The following is an 18,290-nucleotide window of genomic DNA, read 5'->3' as shown; positions in this document are numbered from 1 at the left end:
GTTCGTAGCCTGTCAGACGGGCATCAATGGCGCTGGGAGGGCGAGCCGTGGAGGGCAGCGAGACCGGCTGGGGGCGGCCGGCCGAACCAGCACCGCGGTGGCGGGCGCTGCTCGACCGGGCCCGGCACGGCAGCCGCACGGCCGAGCAGGCCGAGGCCGACCGACATGCCGATCCGCCGCCCCTCCCGCCGGAGCCGCTGCCCCGCCGCTCGTCGGGCAACGGCTACGCCGGGCGGGTGCCGGCCATCGGGCGGGCCCCCGAGCCGTACGCGCCGGAGCCCGGCCCACCGCCGTACGGCGCGGACGGCCCTCCGCCGTACGGCGCGGAGTACGGCCGTCCGGTCGACGCCGGCTACCGGGCCGAGGCCACCTACCGGGTGGAGCCGGCCTACCGGGTGGACCCGCTGGAGCCCGCCTACCGGGTGGAGCCGGAACAGCCGCCCGAGCCGAGCTACCGGTCTGATCCGGTCGAGCCGTCCTATCGGTCTGATCCGGTCGAGCCGTCCCACCGGTCGGGCTCCATCGAGCCGTCCTACCGGGCGGATCCGGTCGAGCCGTCCTACCGGTCGGGCTCCATCGAGCCGGCCTACCGGGCGGACCCGATCGAGCCGTCCTACCGGGCGGACCCGGGGTATCCGGCCGAGCCGGCGTACCGCGTGCCGGCCCAGCCCCCGCCGCCCCGCATCGAGACCGAGCCGCGCCGGGGCCCGGGGCCGGTCGAGTCGCGCTACGCGGTGCTGGACAACGGCTACCGGCACGAGCCGCCCCCGGTCGAGTCGCGCTACGCGGTGCTCGACAACGGCTATCGCTCCCGGCGCGCCCACCAGGCCCCGCCCGCCGCGCCGCCGCCGGTGGTGCCGCCACCCGCCGCACCACCGCCCGTTGTGCCGCCGCCCGTCGCGCCACCGCCAGCCGTGCCACCGCTCGCCGTGCCACCGCTCGCCGCGCCGCCGCCCGCCGAGCGGGGTTACCCGGCGCGCGTCGAGTGGCGCCCGCGCGGCACGGAGGACGAGGTGGAGCGCGCCGTCGGGGTGCTCCGCCGCGACCTGGGCACCCCCCGGGTGCTCGCGTTCGCCAACCCGAAGGGCGGCGTGCACAAGACCACCGCCACCGTGCTGGCCGCGGCGACCGTCGGCAGCGTACGCGGGCGGGGCGTGCTGGCCTGGGACGACAACGAACTGCGCGGCACGCTCGGGCTGCGCGCCGGCAGCGCCCGGCACGCCCGCACCATCCGGCACCTGGTCGGCGATCTCGCGCACGTCGAGATCAAGGAGGGCCCCGAGCTGCTGGCGCACCTGGACGACTACCTGCGGCACGCCTCCGACGGCTCGTACGACGTGCTGGCCGGCGAGGAGAGCCCGCGCTTCGCCCAGCGGCTCGACCAGTTCACCGTCCGGCGGGTGCTGGAGTTGCTGCGGCGCACCCACGACGTGGTCTGCGTGGACACGGGCAACAACGTGGAGAGCGCCAACTGGCGCACCGTCATGCAGGCGGCGGACCAGCTCGTGGTGACCACCGTGCCCCGCGAGGACGCCGCGTTCAGCGCCGACTGGATGCTGGACCTGCTGCACGAGGTCGGGATGGGGGAGCTGGCCGACAACGCGGTCACCCTGATCTCCTGCCCCACCCCGGGCCGCTCGCCGTTGCAGGACGACCTGGAGCGGCACTTCGCCACCCGTACCCGGGCCGTCGCCGTGGTGCCGTACGACCCGGCGCTGGAGACCGGCTCCTCGATCGAGTACCACCAGCTCCAGCAGGAGACCCGGCAGGCATGGCTGAAGGCCGCCTCGGTGATGCTGGAGCCGTTCGCCCGGTGAGCGGGTGTGCCGCCACCGACGGCCCACGGCGCCCACGGGCCTGAGAGGATCACCGGGTGAGCGCGGACACCCCCGAACCCGACCGACCCGGCCGCCGGCTCGACGAGCCGGGGGCACCGGCCGCCCGGGCGGAACCCGAGCCGTCGGCCCGCGTCGGCCCCGCCGACCCGTACGCCGCCCGGGAACCTGCCCCGTCGTACGACGCGGGTACGACACGGTCGCACGTCCCGACCGACGCGCCGTGGCAGACCACGACCGGCGCACCGGCGTACGCCCCGACCGGCGACGCGTGGCGGGCACCGGCCGGCGCGCCGCCGCACGACGGGCCGCTGGGGTACGTCGGGGGCAACACCGACCTCGGGTACGCCGCCGGCTATCCGCCAGTGCCCGTGGAGCCGGACCTGCCGCGCGGGCGGGCGGCGCGGCTCGCCCTGCTGACGGCGCTCGCGACGACCGTGCTGGGGGTGCCGCTCGGGCTGCTCTGGGCCGCCCTCGCCCCGGACACGCCGGTGATCAAGGTCGCCGAGGGGGCGATCTACGCCGAGCCGCAGCCGGAGCAGCCGATCGCCGCCGACGGCTGGTTCAGCCTGCTGGGGCTGGGCTTCGGGGTGCTCACCGCCCTCGTGCTGTGGTTCCTGCTGCGCCGGCTCCGGGGACCGGTCGGCCTGTTCGCCGGTGTGCTCGGCGCCTTCGGCGCGGCGCTGGTCGCCTGGCAGGTGGGCCGGCGCACGGGGCTGGCCGGCTACGAGCGGCTGCTGGAGAGCGCCCCCGTCGGGCAGGCCTTCGAGAAGCCGGCCGACCTGCGGGCCGGCGGGATCGAGTGGGTGTTCGGCGTGCTGCCGGTGCCGCACGGCAACCTGCTGCTGCCCGCGTTCGGCGCGGCCGTGACGTACACCCTGCTGGCCGGCTGGTCCCGCTGGCCGTCGTTGCGCCCGGAGCGCGCGCCCGGCGTGCCCGGACTCAGTTGGGGGTCGGCGGAGACGCCAGCTCCGTCAGCGGCACCGGAACCGCCCGCACCTGGCGCAGCAGCGCCGCCTCACGGTTGAGCAGGCGCAGCTCGGCGCGGAGCCGGGCGGCGGTGTCGTCGATGGCGAGCAGCCGCTGCCGGTCGGCCACGGTCAGCACGGCCGTCGCGGCGACCAGGTGCGACAGCACCGTCGGATCCTCCGGCAACTGCTCGGACAGCTCCTCGGGATCGGCCCGGATCAGGCCCAGGTACTGCCGGAAGACCGAGATCACCCGGGCGGCGAGCAGGTCGGCGACCTCGTCGGGCCCGCCCGGCTCGGGCAGCCACTCCACGCCGGCGGTCAGGTAGGGCTCCGTGTCCCGGTCGACGTCGGTGACGCGGAACCTGCGCTTGCCCACCGTGACGATGTCGAAGCCACCGTCGGGGCGCTCGGTGACCTGCCGCAGCTCGGCGGTGCAGCCCACCTCGTGCAGAGTGACGTCGCCGCCACCGGGCAGCGGCTTGCCGTCCGGCCCGGTCGGGGCGACCTCCCAGCCGGCCCGGATGGCCACCACGCCGAACTCGCGCGGGGCGTCCTCGGGCAGCGCGACCAGGTGCCGGACCAGGGCTCGGTAGCGCTCCTCGAATATGTGCAGCGGCAGCACCAGACCGGGAAAGAGGACCATTCCGAGCGGAAACACCGGCAGCCGCGCAGTCACGCGTCGAGCGTAGCCCGATCCCGGCGCGACGGCGTGGCCCGGCTCACCGTCCCGGCGTACGGGCGGCGCCGGTCGCCGTCCGGGCGGGCCGCCTAGACTCGCAAGGGTGTTGAACCGGATCGACCTGCGCGGCGGCGTCCGTGACCCGCGCCGCCTGCTGCCCCGTGCCCAACTCGACGTCTCCGTGGCCGTCGAGCGGATCCGCCCCCTCGTGGAGGCGGTCCGGGAGCATGGTTACCCGGCGATCCGGGAGGCCAGTGAGCGCTTCGACGGGGTCTCGCCCGAGGTGTTGCGGGTGCCCGCCGAGGCGATCGCCGAGGCGGAGGGCACCCTCGCTCCCGAGGTGCGCGCCGCGCTGCTGGAGTCCATCGCCCGGGCCCGCAAGGTGCACGCCGACCAGCGCCGCACCGACCACACCACCCAGGTGGTGCCGGGCGGCACGGTGACCGAGCGCTGGGTGCCGGTCGACCGGGTCGGCCTCTACGTCCCCGGCGGCCTGGCGATGTATCCGTCGACCGTGGTGATGAACGTGGTGCCGGCCCAGGCGGCCGGGGTGCGTTCGCTGGTGGTGGCGAGCCCACCGCAGAAGGAGAACGGCGGCCTGCCCGACGCCCGGGTGCTCGCCGCCTGCGCCCTGCTCGGTGTCGACGAGGTCTACGCCGTGGGCGGCGCCCAGGCCGTGGCGATGCTGGCGTACGGCGCGGCGGTCGACGCCGGGGGCGCCGCGCACTGCGATCCGGTCGACATGATCACCGGGCCGGGCAACATCTGGGTCACCGCCGCCAAGCGGCTGCTGCGCGGCGTCGTCGGCATCGACGCCGAGGCCGGCCCGACCGAGATCGCCATCCTGGCCGACGACACCGCCGACCCGGCACACGTCGCGGCCGACCTGGTCAGCCAGGCCGAGCACGACCCCCTCGCGGCCAGCGTGCTGGTCACCCCCTCGGTCGAGCTGGTGGAGGCCGTGGAGCGGGAGCTGGCCCGGCAGGTGCCGGCCACCAAGCACGCCGAGCGGGTCACCACCGCGCTCACCGGCGAGCAGAGCGGCGTCGTCCTGGTCGACGACCTCGACGCCGGGCTGCGGGTGGTCGACGCGTACGCGGCCGAGCACCTGGAGATCCAGACCCGGGACGCCCGGGAGTGGGCGCTGCGGGTGCGCAACGCAGGGGCGATCTTCGTCGGCGCCTGGTCGCCGGTGTCGCTCGGCGACTACTGCGCCGGCTCCAACCACGTGCTGCCCACCGGCGGCTGCGCCCGGCACTCCTCCGGGCTGTCGGTGCAGTCCTTCCTGCGCGGCATCCACCTGGTCGACTACTCCGAGCAGGCGCTGCGCGAGGTGGCCCCGCACGTGGTCACCCTGGCCAACGTCGAGGACCTGCCGGCGCACGGCCGGGCCGTCCAGGTGCGCTTCCCGGGGGAGCTGGCGTGAGCGAGCGCAGCGAGCGAACCAGCAGGCTCAGCCCCGATGCCGTCGCCGAGCGAAGCGAGGTGGCGGCATGACCACCCTCGACGACCTGCCGATCCGCGACGACCTGCGCGGGCTGTCGCCGTACGGGGCGCCGCAGCTCGACGTGCCCGTGCGGCTGAACACCAACGAGAACTCCTACCCGGTGCCCGAGCCGGTGGTGGACGCGATCGGCAAGGCCCTCGCGGCGGAGCTGCGCGACCTCAACCGCTACCCGGACCGCGACGCCGTGGCGCTGCGCGCCGACCTGGCCGGCTACCTGGGCCACGGGCTCACCGCCGAGCAGGTGTGGGCGGCCAACGGCTCCAACGAGATCCAGCAGCAGCTGCTCCAGGCGTTCGGCGGCCCGGGGCGCAGCGCGCTCGGCTTCGTTCCCGCGTACTCGATGCACCCGCTGCTGGCGCTCGGCACCGGCACCCGGTGGGTGCCGGCCCGCCGCGGCGTCGACTTCGGGCTGACCGCCGACGAGGCGGTCGCCCAGGTCCGCGAGCACGCCCCGGACGTGGTCTTCCTCTGCTCGCCGAACAACCCCACCGGCACCGCCCTCGACCCGGCGGTGGTCGCCGCGGTGCTGGACGCCGCGCCCGGCATGGTGGTCGTCGACGAGGCGTACGCCGAGTTCGCCCGCCCCGGCACGGTCAGCGCCCTGGCGGTGCTGCCCGGGCACCCGCGGCTGGTGGTGACCCGGACGATGAGCAAGGCGTTCGGCTTCGCCGGCGGCCGGCTGGGCTACCTGGCCGCCGACCCGGCGGTGGTGGCGGCGGTGCAGCTGGTCCGGCTGCCGTACCACCTCTCGGCGCTCACCCAGGCCGCGGCCCGGGCGGCGCTGGCGCACCGCGACGCCCTCCTCGACACGGTGGCCGCGATCTGCGCGCAGCGGGACCGGATCGTGGCGCGGCTGCGCGAGCGGGGGGTGCGGGTGGCCGACAGCGACGCCAACTTCGTGCTGTTCGAGGTCGGGGGCGACCAGGCCGCCGCCTGGCGCACCCTGCTCGACGCCGGCGTGCTGGTGCGCGACGTGGGCCTGCCCGGCTGGCTGCGGGTCACCGCCGGCACCCCCGCCGAGACCGACGCCTTCCTCGCCGCCGCGGAGAAGATCCAGTGAGCGTGCGAGCCCCGCAGTCGCGACCGAAAGGCAGGCAATGGGGAGCGCGAGGAGTGAGCTTGCGAGCCCCGCAGCCGCGACCGAAAGGCAGGCAATGAGCCGGACCGCCCGCGTGGAGCGGATCACCAAGGAGACGAAGGTTCTCGTCGAGATCGACCTCGACGGCACCGGCCGGGCCGAGATCGGCACCGGCGTCGGCTTCTACGACCACATGCTGCACCAGATCGCCCGGCACGGCGGCTTCGACCTGACCGTGCGCACCGTGGGTGACCTGGAGATCGACGCCCACCACACGATGGAGGACACCGCGCTCGCCCTGGGCGCCGCGTTCGACCAGGCGCTGGGGGACAAGGCCGGCATCCGGCGGTACGGCTCGGCCACCGTCCCCATGGACGAGGTCCTCGTCCGGGCAGCGGTCGACCTCTCCGGCCGCCCGTACGTGGTGCACGACGAGCCGGTGCTGGCCCCGTACATCGGGCCGGTCTACCCGACCAGCATGACCCGGCACATCTGGGAGTCCTTCGGCCAGGCGGCCCGGATCACCCTGCACGTGGACGTGCTGCGGGCGGCCCGCCCCGGCGGTCACCCGGACGCCCACCACGTGGTGGAGGCCCAGTTCAAGGCGGTCTCCCGCGCGCTGCGCGAGGCCACCGCCGTCGACCCGCGTGCGGCGGGCGCGATCCCCAGCACGAAGGGGGCCCTGTGAGCGCGAGGAACGCAGCGAAGCGGAGTCCCGCAGTCGCGAACGTGGTCGGTCCTGTGAGCGCGAGGAACGCAGCGAAGCGGAGTCCCGCAGTCGCGAGCGGAAGGTTGGCCCTGTGAGCGCGAGGAACGCAGCGCAGCGGAGTCCCGCAGTCGCGAGCGGAAGGCGGTCCTGATGGGTGGGGTGCTGCCGACGTTGCTGCTGATCCTGGCCGGTGTGCTGGTCGGCGGGGCGTGGTCGCTGCACAAGCAGGGCGCCCCGCGTGGGGCGGTGGTCGTCACGGCGCTGCTCGCCGCGCTGGCCACGGTCGGCGGCGTGCTGTGGCTGCTGCCGGGGGAGGGCGCGTGAGCCGGGTGGTGGTGCTCGACTACGGGTCGGGCAACCTGCGCTCGGCCGAGCGGGCCCTGGCCCACGCCGGTGCGGACGTGACGGTGACCGACGACCTGACCGCCGCCGCCGAGGCGGACGGCCTGGTGGTGCCGGGTGTGGGCGCGTACGCCGCCTGCATGACCGGGATCGAGGCCCTCGGTGCCGGCCCGGTGATCGCCGAGCGCGTCGCCGCCGGCCGTCCGGTGCTGGGCATCTGCGTGGGCATGCAGGTGCTCTTCGAGCACGGCGACGAGCACGGGGTGGTGACCAAGGGGCTCGGGCTGCTGCCCGGCGGGGTGACCAGGCTGGCCGCCCCCCGGCTGCCGCACATGGGCTGGAACACGGTCGCGGCGCCGGCGGGTTCGGTGCTCTTCGCCGGCCTGCCCGCCGACAGCCGGTTCTACTTCGTGCACTCGTACGGGGTCGGGGACCCGGGCGCGCTGGCGGAGGCCGGCGCCACGGTCACCACCGCCCACCACGGGACGGACTTCGTGGCGGCCGTGGAGCGGGGTCCGCTCTGCGCCGCGCAGTTCCACCCGGAGAAGTCCGCCGACACCGGTGCCGCGCTGCTGCGCAACTGGCTCGCCACGCTTCCCACCGGTGACTGAGCGCCTGCCCGGTGCGGCCGACCCGCTCCGGCCCGCCGCCGGCCGCCCTGTCGGGCGCCCACGACCAACCGGACGACCGCGCCCCCGGCGGGACACGCCGTGAGCAAGGAGCGGGCCCGGCGCCGGGCGGCCCGGGAGGCCGTGGCCGCCCGGGAACGGGCCGTCCGCGAGCGGCGGACCGCCCGGCGGTCGCGGCGGCGGGCACTGGTCCGCCGGTTGACGCCGTCGCTGCGCCGGGGGCGGACGGGCCGGCTGCCCCGGCACAGTCGCGGCGAGCGGGCCGCCATCGTGCTGCTGACCCTGGTGGCGATGGTCCTGATCTGGTCGCTCGTCGACGACCTGGCGCTGCGCATCGCGCTGGTCGTGCTGTTGCTGCTCGTACTGCCGGCGATCGTGGTGATCGCCCTGGACCGTCGCACCTGACTTCGAGGAGAAATACCGTGAGCCTCACCCTGTTGCCCGCCGTGGACGTCGCCGACGGCCAGGCCGTCCGACTCGTGCAGGGAGCCGCCGGCAGCGAGACGACGTACGGCGACCCGTTGGAGGCCGCGCTCGCCTGGCAGCGGGACGGCGCCGAGTGGATCCACCTGGTCGACCTCGACGCCGCGTTCGGCCGGGGCTCCAACGCGCACCTGCTGGCCGAGGTGGTGCGGCAGCTCGACGTGAAGGTGGAGCTGTCCGGCGGCATCCGCGACGACGAGTCGCTGCACGCCGCGCTCGGCACCGGCGCCGCCCGGGTGAACATCGGCACCGCCGCCCTGGAGGATCCGGTCTGGTGCGACCGGGTGTGCGGGGAGTACGGCGACCGGGTGGCGATCGGGCTCGACGTGCGGGGCCGTACCCTCTCCGCCCGGGGCTGGACGCGCGACGGCGGCGACCTCTTCGAGGTGCTGGAGCGGCTGGACAAGGCGGGCGCGGCGCGTTACGTCGTCACCGACATCACCAAGGACGGCACCATGCGCGGGCCGAACCTGGACCTGCTGCGCGAGGTCTGCGCCCGCACCGACGCCCCGGTGATCGCCTCCGGCGGCGTCTCCACCCTGGACGACCTGCGGGCGCTGGCCACCCTGGAGCCGATCGGGGTGGAGGGCGTGATCGCCGGCAAGGCGCTGTACGCGGGCGCCTTCACCGTGGCGCAGGCGCTGGAAACCCTGGCGGCGGCGTGACCGTCACCCGGCTCGGCTCGGGCGGCCCCTGGGAGTCGGTGTACGGCTACTGCCGGGTCGTCCGGGCCGGCGACCTGGCCTGGACGGCCGGCTGCACCTCCACGGTGGACGGCGTGGTCACCCACGTCGGGGACGCGGCGGCGCAGACCGCCCAGGCCCTGCGGATCGGCCTGGACGCGCTCGCCGAGGTGGGCGCGGAGCCCGGGGACGTGGTGCGGACCCGGATGTACGTCACCGACCGGACGTACGCCGACGAGGTGGGCCGGGCGCACAACGTGGTCTTCGGCGCGGTCCGTCCGGCGGCAACCATGGTGGTGGTGGCCGGCCTGCTCGACCCGGACCATCTGGTCGAGGTGGAGTTGGAGGCGTACCTCGGCGAGCGCTGAGCCCCGGGAAGCGCGCCGAGACGGTGCCGCCCGCCGTGCCGCTGCGCGCGACCTGATCGGTTGCGCGCAATCTAATCGCGCGCTACCGTTCCCGGGTGACCGACCATCTGGTACTGCGCCGGCAGGTGTGCTTCGCGCTCTACGCCGCGTCGCGCGCCCTCACCGACGTCTACCGGCCCGTCCTCGACGAGTTCGGCCTGACCTACCCGCAGTACCTGGTGCTGCTGGTGCTCTGGGAGCGCGACGACGCCCCCACGGTCTCCGAGCTCGGTGCTGCCCTGCGACTGGACTCCGGCACGCTCTCCCCGCTGCTCAAGCGGCTGGAGGGGGCGGGGCTGGTCGTCCGGACCCGGTCGGCGCGCGACGAGCGGCGGGTGGAGGTGGGCCTGACCGGCGACGGGCGGGCCCTGCGGCACCGGATGGACGAGGTGCCGCTGCGGGTCGCCCGCGCCACGGGCCTCACCGAGGCGGAGCTGGTCGCCCTGCGCGACACCCTCACCCGGGTCACCGAGACGATCCACCGACAGAAGGAGCAGTGACCACCATGCAGGTGCTCTACACCGCGTCCGCCCGGGCCACCGGGGACGGTCGGGACGGCCACGTCCGCACCTCCGACGGCACCGTCGAGCTCGACCTGGCCGTGCCGAAGGAGATGGGTGGCGCCGGCGGCGCCGCCAACCCCGAGCAGCTCTTCGCGGCCGGCTACGCCGCCTGCTTCCACTCGGCGCTGCGTCTGGTCGCCCGCAAGGCGAAGGTCGACGTCTCGGGCTCGGTCGTCGAGGCCGAGGTCGGCATCGGCGCCAACGGCAGCGGCGGCTTCGGGCTGGCGGTCACCCTTCTGGTCGACCTCCCGGCCGTCGAGCGGGCCGCCGCCGAGCAGGTCGTCGAGCAGGCCCACCAGGTCTGCCCGTACTCGAACGCCACCCGCGGCAACGTCGAGGTCGCCCTCACCGTGCGCGAGGCGCTGTGAGCACCCGCAACCGGGAGATCCACCTGGCCTCCCGCCCGCAGGGCTGGCCGACCGCCGACAACTTCCGGCTCGTCGAGACCGAGGTGCCCACCCCGGGGCCGGGGCAGATCGTGGTCCGTAACCAGTACGTGTCGGTCGACCCGTACATGCGGGGGCGGATGAACGACGTGAGGTCCTACGTGCCGCCGTTCGCGCTCGACGCCCCGCTGGACGGTGGGGCGGTCGGCGAGGTGGTGGCCAGCGAGGCCGAGGGCCTCCAGCCCGGCGACACCGTGCTGCACGGCCTCGGCTGGCGCGAGTACGCGCTGCTCGACGCGCGGGCCGCCCGGAAGGTCGACCCCGACCTCGCCCCGGTCAGCGCCTACCTGAGCGTGCTCGGCATGACCGGCCTGACCGCGTACGCCGGGCTGCTGGACGTCGCCGGGATGAAGGCGGGGGAGACCGTCTTCGTCTCCGCCGCCGCCGGCGCGGTGGGCAGCCTGGTCGGCCAGATCGCCAAGCTGCGGGGCGCGGCGCGCGTGGTCGGCAGCGCGGGCTCGGCAGCCAAGGTCGAGCGGCTGCGCGCGCTCGGCTTCGACGCCACCTTCGACTACCACGACGGGCCGGTGCGCGACTCGCTGAAGGCCGCCGCCCCGGACGGCGTCGACGTCTACTTCGACAACGTCGGCGGCGACCACCTGGAGGCGGCGATCTCCGCGATGAAGGTGCACGGCCGGGCCGCGATCTGCGGCATGATCGCGCAGTACAACGACACCGAGCCCCCGGCCGCGCCGCGCAATCTGGCGCTGGTCATCGGCAAGCGGCTCACCCTGCGCGGCTTCCTGGTCGGCGACCACGGCCACCTGCGCGACGAGTTCGTGCGCGAGATGGCCGGCTGGCTGCGCGACGGCAGGGTCTCGTACGACGAGACGGTCGTCGACGGCATCGAGAACGCCCCGGAGGCGTTCCTCGGCCTGCTGCGCGGCGAGAACCTGGGCAAGATGCTCGTCCGGGTGTAAGGAAGGGCACCTTCCTGACGCCTGCGGTAGAGGAAGGGCTCCTTCCCCACCCGAGCGTGGCGGCGCACCGCGACGGCGGTGGTCGGCCTCACAGGTCGGTCACCGCCGGTGCCGGGAAGGATAGGCTCGCGGCATGACGGTGGCGGTGCGGGTCATCCCGTGTCTCGACGTGGACGCCGGTCGGGTGGTCAAGGGGGTCAACTTCCTCGACCTGCGCGACGCCGGCGACCCGGTGGAACTGGCGGCGGCGTACGACCGGGCCGGCGCGGACGAGCTGACCTTCCTCGACGTCACCGCCTCCTCCAGCGACCGGGGCACCATGCTCGACGTGGTCCGCCGCACGGCGGAGTCGGTCTTCATCCCGCTGACGGTCGGCGGTGGCGTCCGGCAGGTCGCCGACGTCGACACCCTGCTGCGCGCCGGCGCGGACAAGGTCGGGGTGAACACCGCCGCCATCGCCCGCCCCGAGCTGATCGCCGAGATCGCCGACCGCTTCGGCCGGCAGGTGCTGGTGCTCTCGCTCGACGTGCGGCGCTCGCCCGGCGGCGGCACGCCCAGCGGTTTCGAGGTGACCACCCACGGCGGTCGGCGCGGCACCGGGCTGGACGCGGTCGAGTGGGCCCGGCGCGGCGCCGAGCTGGGCGCGGGCGAGATCCTGCTGAACTCGATGGACGCCGACGGCACCAAGGCCGGCTTCGACCTCGAACTCATCGGCGCGGTGCGCCGGGTGGTGGACGTGCCGGTGGTGGCCAGCGGCGGCGCGGGCGAGGTGGCGCACTTCGCGCCGGCGATCGGCGCCGGCGCCGACGCGGTGCTCGCCGCCAGCGTCTTCCACTTCGGCGAGCTGACCGTCGCCGAGGTCAAGGACGCGCTGCGCGGGGCCGGGCACCCCGTCCGCTGACCGTCCGCGCGATCCGTCCGGTCCCTCCGGCCCGCGCGATCCGTCCGGTCCCTCCGGCCCGCGTGATCGTCCGGTCCCTCCGGCCCGCCCGGCCCGTCGGCGTTCGCTCAGTCGCGGCGGGAACGGTTCTCGGGGGAGCGCCGGGGCGCCGGGATCGAGCGCACCACGTACTCCTGTACGGCGGCGGCGTGGTCGGCCTCGTCCAGCTGCCAGTCGGCGCTGACCGGGGCGTGTCGCCGGACCAGGACGCCCTGCACGGTGTCCACCGTGGTGGCCAGCCCGGCGCTCGGCCTGGTGCGCCAGAGGCGCTCACCGTCGGCGGTGATCCCGAACCAGCCGTCGGTGACGCTGACCAGCCCGGCCCCGACGAGGCGACGGACCGCCGCCTCCACCTCGTGCCGCTCGGGGATCGCCTGGTTGAGATGGTCGGCGGTGGAGAGCACGTCGGCGAGGCGTACGCCCTCGGGGCGGCGGCTGGTCGCCGCGCGGCGGTGCCGACCCGCACCGCTGGCGATCACCACCGAGACGAAGATCCAGGCATCGGTCCAGCGCCATCCGTTCTCCCCCATGCGAGGATTCTGCCGGGCGTGGCGTCCGAAGGGAACACCCGGCGTCCGGGTCGCGTCAGGTGGCGGGGAGCGGCGCGACCGGGCCCGGGGCGGGGTCCTGCGGCCCGGGGACCGTGAACAGCGGCAGGAAGACCTGGGTCAGCGGGCCGATGCCCAGCGCGTAGGCGATCGTGCCGACGCCCACCGTCCCGCCGAGCAGCCAGCCCAGCGCCAGCACCGTGACCTCGATGACGGTGCGGACGAGCCGGATCGAGCGGCCGGGCCGGCGGGCGACGTAGCCGGTCATCAGGCCGTCGCGGGGGCCGGGTCCGAGGCGGGTGCCGAGGTAGAGACCCGTCGCCGCCCCGTTGGCCACGATGCCGGCGACCAGCATCCCGGCCCGTACGCCCAGCGACCCGCCGGCCGGCATCAGCGCGAGTGTCGCGTCGACCACCAGCCCGACCACCAGCGCGTTGCTGACCGTGCCGAGGCCAGGGCGCTGGCGCAGCGGTATCCAGAGCAGCAGCACCAGCACGCCCACCGCGATGGTGACGGTGCCGATGGAGAGGCCGGTCAGCTCGGACAGGCCCTGGTGGAACACGTTCCACGGGTCCAGGCCCAGCTCCGAGTTGATCATCAGGGCCATGCTGACGCCGTAGAGGACGAGGCCCGCGTAGAGCTGGCTGAGCCGCCGCGCGGGACGATGTCGGAGATTGCCAATCGGTGTCACCCATGCCACGCTAAAGGCCAATTGGCGCAGCGTAAGAGCCAATCCGGGAGGAGTGGCCATGACGAGTCAGGTTCGGGGTGTCCAATTGGCCCGGCTCCTCGGTCAGTGGCATGCGCTTCCCGGCCGCCGGCGCAGCCCCGACTACGCCGCCCTGGCCGGTGCCGTACGCGGCCTGCTCGCCGACGGCCGGCTGCCGCTGGGCGTGCGGCTGCCCGCCGAGCGGGAGCTGGCCGAGGCGCTGAAGATCAGCCGGACCACGGTCACGGCCGCGTACCGGGAGCTGCGCGAGAGCGGGCACCTCGCCAGCCGGCGTGGTGCCGGCAGCTGGACGATGCTCCCGGGCACCCACCGGGTGGCGAGCACCGGGCTCTGGACCCCGCTGGACGACCGCGACATGATCGACCTCGGGGTCGCCGCGCTCGCCGCGCCGCCCGAGCTGCTGCCGGCCGCCCGCGCGGCGGCCGAGGACCTGCCCCGCTACCTGGGCGGCGCCGGCTACCACCCGACCGGGATCATCGAGCTGCGCGAGGCGGTGGCCCGCGCGTACACCGACCGGGGCCTGCCCACCTCGCCCGACCAGATCATGGTCACCAACGGCACCCAGCACGCCCTCGACCTGGTGCTCCGGCTGGCCCTCGCCCCCGGCGGCAACGTGCTGGTCGAGGCGCCCAGCTATCCGAACGCGCTGGCCGCGCTGGCCGCCCGCCGGGCCCGGATCACCACCCACGGCCTGGCCGTCGAGGAGCCCGGGTGGGACGCCGACCTGCTGCTCGGCGCCCTCCGGCAGGCCCGGCCCAAGCTGGCGTACCTGATCCCGGACTTCCAGAACCCGACCGGCCACCTGATGCCGGCCGCGCTGCGCGAGCGGGTGGTGGCCACCGCGCACGCCGTCGGCACCGACCTGGTCGTCGACGAGTCCTTCGTGGACCTGCCGCTGGACGGGACGGTGCTGCCCCCGCCCACCGCCAGCTTCGACCGGCACTCCCGGGTGGTCAGCATCGGCGGGATGAGCAAGCCCTTCTGGGGCGGCCTGCGGATCGGCTGGGTGCGCGCCTCCGCCCCGCAGGTGCAGCGGCTCGCCGCCGCCCGGGTCGGCGTCGACATGGCCAGCCCGGTCCTGGACCAGTTGGTCGCGGTCCACCTGCTCGCCGACGCGCCGGCCATCGTCGCCGCACGCCAGGCCCAGCTCACCGCCCAGCGCGACGCCCTGCTGGCGGCGCTCGCGCAGCGCCTGCCCGAGTGGCGGGTCACCGTCCCGCACGGCGGGGTGACCCTCTGGGCCGAACTCGACGGGCCGATCTCCAGCGCGCTGGCCCGGGCCGCCGAGGAGGTCGGCGTACGCCTGGCGCCCGGTCCCCGGTTCGGCCTGGATGGCACGTTGGAGCGCTTCCTGCGGTTGCCGTTCACCCTGCCGGCCGCCGACCTGGCCGAGGCGGTCGGCCGCATCGCCGCCGTCCGGTACGACCTGGACCGGGGCGGCCGGTCGCAGTGGCGGGAGCCGGCGGTCATCGCCTGAGGACGGGCCGGCGTGCCGGCCGGAAGTCGCGGCGCCGTCGGTGAATCGCGCCTGCGCGGCACCCGGGGCTGGGAGACTGCGCAGGTGGGGGACGCGCGGGGGATACGGTGGCCGCGCGGGATCCTGCCGAACGCCCCCGGCTCCCGCACCACCCGCCTGGAGCTCTTCTACGACCTCGTCTTCGTCTTCGCCTTCCTCAACGTGACCACGGTGACGGCCAGCAACCCGACCCCCCGCGGACTGGTCCAGCTCCTGGTGGTCCTCGCCCTGCTCTGGTGGTGCTGGAGCGGCTTCGCCGCCCTCGGCAACGTGGTCCGCACCGACCAGGGGATCGCGCCGCTGGTCGGGTTCGTCATCTCCGCCGCCGTCTTCGTGCTCGCGCTGAGCCTGCCGAAGGCGTTCGTCGACCGCCCCGGCGGGCTGCCCGGCCCGGTGGTCTTCGCCGTCTGCTACTTCCTGGTCCGCGCGACCCAGGTGTCGGTCTTCCTCTGGGCCGTACGCTCCGACCGGGAGGTGCGCCGGCGGATGCCCGTGCTGGCTCTGCCGTTCCTGCTGGCGACGGGCTTCATCCTGACCGCCGCGCTGGTGCCGCAGCGGATCCTCGACGGCCGCGCCGAGATGACGCTCCGGCTGGCGTTGTGGCTCGCCGCGCTCGGCGTCGAGTACGGTTCCGGCCTGGCCCAGCACCGCGCGGGGTGGACGGTGCTCTCGGCGGGGCACTGGGCGGAACGGCACGCGCTGATCATCATGGTGGCGCTCGGCGAGTCGATCATCGCGTTGGGGCTCGGGCCCGGCCCCACCGCCACCCTGCCGTTGACCTGGCCGGTGATCGTCGCGGCGCTCCTCGGCATCGCGGTGGTCGCGGCGCTGTGGTGGGCGTACTTCGACACCCTCGCCCTGGCGATGGAGCAGGTGCTGCACCGCACCCGGGAGCGGCGCACCCGCGCCGGGCTGGCCCGGGACGTGTACACCTACCTGCACCTGCCGCTGATCACGGGCGTGATCCTGTTCGCCCTCGGCCTCAAGGGACTGATCCACGAGGGCGCGGACCCGGCGACCCCGAGCTGGGGGGTGCCGCTGCCCGGCTTCGACATGCTGGCCCTCTTCGGCGGGGTCGCGCTCTACCTGCTCACGTTGATCCTGCTCGGGAGCCGGATGCTGGGCGCGGCGCGCTGGCCGACGATCTGCGGTGTCGTGCTCCTCGTCGCGCTGACCCCGGTGGCCGCGCAACTGCCGGAGCTGGTGGCCCTGGCCATGCTGGCGGTGGCCGCCGTGCTGACGGTCGCGGTGCAGACGGTCGTCGACGCCCCACGGCGGCGGCGCGTGCGGCAGGTGGCGCTGGAGGAGCAGCTCGCCTCGGAGGTCGAGCAGACGCGGTGGCGGGGCCACCACCTGTGAGCCGGCGCTCCCGCCCGTCCGACGTCGGCGACCCCGTACGGAAGGTGGGGCCGCCGACGTCGCGGGCTCAGAGCTCGGCCAGCGTGCCCGCGTACATCTTCTCGATCTCGCCGGCGAAGTTGCTCTCCACGCCGCGGCGCTTGATCTTGAGCGACGGGGTGATCTCGCCGTCCTCGATGGTCAGGTCGCGCGGCAGGATGGCGACCTTCTTGATCGTCTCCCAGCGGTTGAGCTTGGCGTTGAGCTCCGCCACGTACCCCTCGACCATGGCCTTCGCCTCCGGCGAGGTGACGATCTCCGTGTAGTCGCGGCCCTCCAGCGGGGTGCCGGCGGCCCAGCCCTTGATCGCCTCCGGGTCCAGCGTGACCAGCATCGTGCAGTAGTTGCGGGCCTGGCCGATCACCACCGCCTGGGAGGTGTACGGGCAGGTCGCCTTGAACATCCCCTCGATGTGCGAGGGCGCGATGTACTTGCCGCCGGAGGTCTTGACCAGGTCCTTCTTCCGGTCGGTGATCCTCAGGTAGCCGTCGGAGTCCAGGGTGCCGATGTCACCGGTGCGGAAGAAACCGTCCTCGGTGAACGCGGCGGCGGTCTCCTCGGGCAGGTTGTGGTAGCCGCGCATCACCGGCCGGCCACGCACCAGGATCTCGCCGTCGGTGTCGATCCGGCACTCCAGGTCGCCCATCGCCTTGCCGACGGTGCCGATCCGCAGCCCGTCCGGCGGGTTGACGAAGTTGCCGGCGCTGGTCTCGGTGAGGCCGTAGCCCTCGGAGATCGGCAGGTTCGCCGCGGCGAAGAAGGTGGCGATCTCCGGGCTGAGCGGGGCGGCGCCGGAGACGAGCACCCGGATCCGGCCGCCGAGGCGGGCCTGGAGCTTGCTGAACACCAGCTTCTCGGCCACCGTGTACTTCAGCTTCAGCCCCGTCGGGAGCGGCCGGCCGGCCTGCTCCAGGGCGACCTTCTCCTTGCCGACCCGGACGCCCCAGCCGAAGATCTTCGCCTTCGCGCCGCCGCCGGCCTGCGCGGTGGTCACCGCCTTGTTGTAGACCTTCTCGAAGACCCGGGGCGCGCCGCACATCAGCGTCGGCCGGATCACCGAGAGCAGCTCGACCAGCTTGTCGACCCGTCCGTCGACGTACGTCGGCAGGCCCACGTGGATCGCCCCGCAGAGCAGGGTCTTGCCGAACGAGTGCGACAGCGGGAGCCAGAGGTACTGCAGGTCGTCGTCGCGGAGCAGCCCCACCTCGACCTGCGCCACGCCCTCCCAGCACCAGCCGCCGTGCAGCAGCTCGACGCCCTTCGGGCGCCCGGTCGTGCCGGAGGTGTAGATCAGCGTGGCCAGGTGCTCGGGGCCGATCCCGGCGACCAGCATGTCGATCAGGTCGGGCTCGGCGGCCAGCGCGCGGGCGCCCTGCTCCTCCAGCTCGGCGAGGGTGAGCTGGGGGACGGCGGCGGCCGGGTCGGCGGCGCCGTCGAAGAGCACGACGTGGGTGAGCGCCGGCAGGTTCGCGCCGGCGATCTTGGCGGCCTGTGCCGGGTTCTCGGCGAACAGCACCCGCGAGCCGGAGTCGGCGATGATGTAGGTCGCGTCGTCGGGCTCCGTGGTGGGGTAGACGGTGGTGGTCGCGCCACCGGCGCACATGATGCCGAGGTCGGCGATCACCCAGTCGAGCCGGGTGTTCGCCAGGATCGCTACCGGATCCTCCAGGCCGACACCGAGGCCGTGCAGCCCGGCGGCGACCGCCTTGGCGCGACGGGCCATCTGCTCCCAGGTCAGCCAGACCGGCCCGGAGTCGTCGGGGGCCGGGTGGGCGAAGGCGTCGCGGTCGGGGGACGCCGCCACGCGCTTGAGGAACATGTCGGGGATGGAACGGTACGGTACATCGAGAGCCATCGCTGTAGCCGCCTTCGGGGGTGGAGACGTGACCACGGTCACGTCGGCGTT

At 74.7% G+C, this 18,290-nt stretch carries 20 protein-coding genes; 16 read left to right on the top strand and 4 right to left on the bottom strand.

The window, feature by feature from the left end; all coding sequences use genetic code 11:
* Window positions 1-26 precede the first annotated feature (26 nt).
* Window positions 27-1,817, top strand: a complete 1,791-nt coding sequence (locus AC0OO9_RS05600) for an ATPase (protein WP_484516077.1) — start codon at window positions 27-29, stop codon at window positions 1,815-1,817.
* 56 nt (window positions 1,818-1,873) lie between these two features.
* The gene (locus AC0OO9_RS05595; RefSeq protein WP_484516076.1) at window positions 1,874-2,863 is read left to right on the top strand and encodes a DUF2567 domain-containing protein; all 990 of its coding nucleotides are present in this window, start codon (window positions 1,874-1,876) and stop codon (window positions 2,861-2,863) included.
* Here the strand turns inward: AC0OO9_RS05595 and AC0OO9_RS05590 are convergent.
* Complete coding sequence (locus AC0OO9_RS05590) at window positions 2,778-3,482, bottom strand: LON peptidase substrate-binding domain-containing protein (protein ID WP_484516075.1); 705 nt, start codon at window positions 3,480-3,482, stop codon at window positions 2,778-2,780. The genes AC0OO9_RS05595 and AC0OO9_RS05590 overlap by 86 nt on opposite strands.
* A 106-nt stretch (window positions 3,483-3,588) precedes the next feature.
* Between AC0OO9_RS05590 and hisD the strand changes: the two genes are divergently transcribed.
* From hisD to hisF, 12 genes are all read left to right on the top strand, one after another.
* Complete coding sequence (gene hisD / locus AC0OO9_RS05585) at window positions 3,589-4,911, top strand: histidinol dehydrogenase (RefSeq protein WP_484516074.1); 1,323 nt, start codon at window positions 3,589-3,591, stop codon at window positions 4,909-4,911.
* A gap of 67 nt (window positions 4,912-4,978) precedes the next feature.
* Window positions 4,979-6,052 (top strand): histidinol-phosphate transaminase, encoded by a 1,074-nt coding sequence (locus tag AC0OO9_RS05580; protein WP_484516072.1) that lies wholly within the window; start codon window positions 4,979-4,981, stop codon window positions 6,050-6,052.
* Window positions 6,053-6,146: 94 nt separating this feature from the next.
* Complete coding sequence (hisB, locus tag AC0OO9_RS05575; RefSeq protein WP_132236332.1) at window positions 6,147-6,758, top strand: imidazoleglycerol-phosphate dehydratase HisB; 612 nt, start codon at window positions 6,147-6,149, stop codon at window positions 6,756-6,758.
* Between the two features lie 171 nt (window positions 6,759-6,929).
* On the top strand, window positions 6,930-7,103 hold the full coding sequence (locus AC0OO9_RS05570; protein ID WP_165947807.1) for a hypothetical protein: 174 nt from the start codon (window positions 6,930-6,932) through the stop codon (window positions 7,101-7,103).
* The gene (gene hisH / locus AC0OO9_RS05565; RefSeq protein ID WP_484516070.1) at window positions 7,100-7,732 is read left to right on the top strand and encodes an imidazole glycerol phosphate synthase subunit HisH; all 633 of its coding nucleotides are present in this window, start codon (window positions 7,100-7,102) and stop codon (window positions 7,730-7,732) included. The genes AC0OO9_RS05570 and hisH overlap by 4 nt, the downstream gene beginning before the upstream one ends.
* Window positions 7,733-7,831: 99 nt before the next feature.
* Window positions 7,832-8,155, top strand: coding sequence for a hypothetical protein (locus AC0OO9_RS05560; RefSeq protein ID WP_484516068.1), 324 nt, complete (start codon window positions 7,832-7,834; stop codon window positions 8,153-8,155).
* 17 nt (window positions 8,156-8,172) lie between these two features.
* Entirely contained in the window at window positions 8,173-8,898 is a 726-nt protein-coding gene (gene priA, locus AC0OO9_RS05555; RefSeq protein WP_151454280.1) for a bifunctional 1-(5-phosphoribosyl)-5-((5-phosphoribosylamino)methylideneamino)imidazole-4-carboxamide isomerase/phosphoribosylanthranilate isomerase PriA, read from the top strand.
* The gene (locus AC0OO9_RS05550) at window positions 8,895-9,284 is read left to right on the top strand and encodes a RidA family protein (RefSeq protein ID WP_132236340.1); all 390 of its coding nucleotides are present in this window, start codon (window positions 8,895-8,897) and stop codon (window positions 9,282-9,284) included. Before priA ends, AC0OO9_RS05550 begins: the two co-directional genes overlap by 4 nt.
* Window positions 9,285-9,379: 95 nt before the next feature.
* A complete protein-coding gene (locus tag AC0OO9_RS05545; RefSeq protein WP_151454278.1) occupies window positions 9,380-9,823 on the top strand; it encodes a MarR family winged helix-turn-helix transcriptional regulator in 444 nt (147 codons plus the stop codon).
* Window positions 9,824-9,828: 5 nt separating this feature from the next.
* Window positions 9,829-10,254, top strand: coding sequence for an organic hydroperoxide resistance protein (locus AC0OO9_RS05540; RefSeq protein WP_101415131.1), 426 nt, complete (start codon window positions 9,829-9,831; stop codon window positions 10,252-10,254).
* Window positions 10,251-11,252, top strand: a complete 1,002-nt coding sequence (locus tag AC0OO9_RS05535; RefSeq protein ID WP_484516066.1) for an NADP-dependent oxidoreductase — start codon at window positions 10,251-10,253, stop codon at window positions 11,250-11,252. The genes AC0OO9_RS05540 and AC0OO9_RS05535 overlap by 4 nt, the downstream gene beginning before the upstream one ends.
* Window positions 11,253-11,385: 133 nt before the next feature.
* A complete protein-coding gene (hisF, locus tag AC0OO9_RS05530) occupies window positions 11,386-12,153 on the top strand; it encodes an imidazole glycerol phosphate synthase subunit HisF (RefSeq protein WP_132236346.1) in 768 nt (255 codons plus the stop codon).
* A 107-nt stretch (window positions 12,154-12,260) separates the two neighbouring features.
* On the opposite strand, the gene AC0OO9_RS05525 is transcribed toward hisF, so the two are convergent.
* Together AC0OO9_RS05525 and yczE are read right to left on the bottom strand one after the other, a co-directional pair.
* Window positions 12,261-12,722, bottom strand: coding sequence for a hypothetical protein (locus AC0OO9_RS05525; RefSeq protein ID WP_484516064.1), 462 nt, complete (start codon window positions 12,720-12,722; stop codon window positions 12,261-12,263).
* Between the two features lie 55 nt (window positions 12,723-12,777).
* A complete protein-coding gene (gene yczE, locus AC0OO9_RS05520) occupies window positions 12,778-13,431 on the bottom strand; it encodes a membrane protein YczE (protein WP_484516063.1) in 654 nt (217 codons plus the stop codon).
* 58 nt (window positions 13,432-13,489) lie between these two features.
* On the opposite strand from yczE, the gene yczR reads away from it, so the two are divergent.
* Window positions 13,490-14,947 carry a MocR-like transcription factor YczR gene (gene yczR / locus AC0OO9_RS05515; protein ID WP_421452056.1) on the top strand — a complete coding sequence of 486 codons (1,458 nt, stop codon included), beginning with the start codon at window positions 13,490-13,492 and terminating at the stop codon, window positions 14,945-14,947.
* Between the two features lie 84 nt (window positions 14,948-15,031).
* On the top strand, window positions 15,032-16,345 hold the full coding sequence (locus AC0OO9_RS05510; RefSeq protein WP_484516061.1) for a low temperature requirement protein A: 1,314 nt from the start codon (window positions 15,032-15,034) through the stop codon (window positions 16,343-16,345).
* A 67-nt stretch (window positions 16,346-16,412) separates the two neighbouring features.
* Here AC0OO9_RS05510 and AC0OO9_RS05505 read toward each other — a convergent pair whose 3' ends face one another.
* On the bottom strand, window positions 16,413-18,239 hold the full coding sequence (locus tag AC0OO9_RS05505; protein ID WP_421452051.1) for an AMP-dependent synthetase/ligase: 1,827 nt from the start codon (window positions 18,237-18,239) through the stop codon (window positions 16,413-16,415).
* Between the last annotated feature and the right edge of the window lie 51 nt (window positions 18,240-18,290).

The organism is Micromonospora sp. USAFONa4 (assembly GCF_057197825.1).
This window is presented reverse-complemented; position numbering and strand designations above follow the sequence as displayed.

What these genes read in the sequence shown, in the direction of transcription:
- AC0OO9_RS05600 (WP_484516077.1), top strand. Translation starts at nt 27, where the DNA reads ATGGCGCTGGGAGGGCGAGCCGTGGAGGGCAGCGAGACCGGCTGGGGG.
- AC0OO9_RS05525 (WP_484516064.1), bottom strand. Translation starts at nt 12,722, where the DNA reads ATGGGGGAGAACGGATGGCGCTGGACCGATGCCTGGATCTTCGTCTCG.
- AC0OO9_RS05505 (WP_421452051.1), bottom strand. Translation starts at nt 18,239, where the DNA reads ATGGCTCTCGATGTACCGTACCGTTCCATCCCCGACATGTTCCTCAAG.
- hisF (WP_132236346.1), top strand. Translation starts at nt 11,386, where the DNA reads ATGACGGTGGCGGTGCGGGTCATCCCGTGTCTCGACGTGGACGCCGGT.
- AC0OO9_RS05540 (WP_101415131.1), top strand. Translation starts at nt 9,829, where the DNA reads ATGCAGGTGCTCTACACCGCGTCCGCCCGGGCCACCGGGGACGGTCGG.
- AC0OO9_RS05580 (WP_484516072.1), top strand. Translation starts at nt 4,979, where the DNA reads ATGACCACCCTCGACGACCTGCCGATCCGCGACGACCTGCGCGGGCTG.
- hisB (WP_132236332.1), top strand. Translation starts at nt 6,147, where the DNA reads ATGAGCCGGACCGCCCGCGTGGAGCGGATCACCAAGGAGACGAAGGTT.
- AC0OO9_RS05570 (WP_165947807.1), top strand. Translation starts at nt 6,930, where the DNA reads ATGGGTGGGGTGCTGCCGACGTTGCTGCTGATCCTGGCCGGTGTGCTG.
- yczR (WP_421452056.1), top strand. Translation starts at nt 13,490, where the DNA reads ATGACGAGTCAGGTTCGGGGTGTCCAATTGGCCCGGCTCCTCGGTCAG.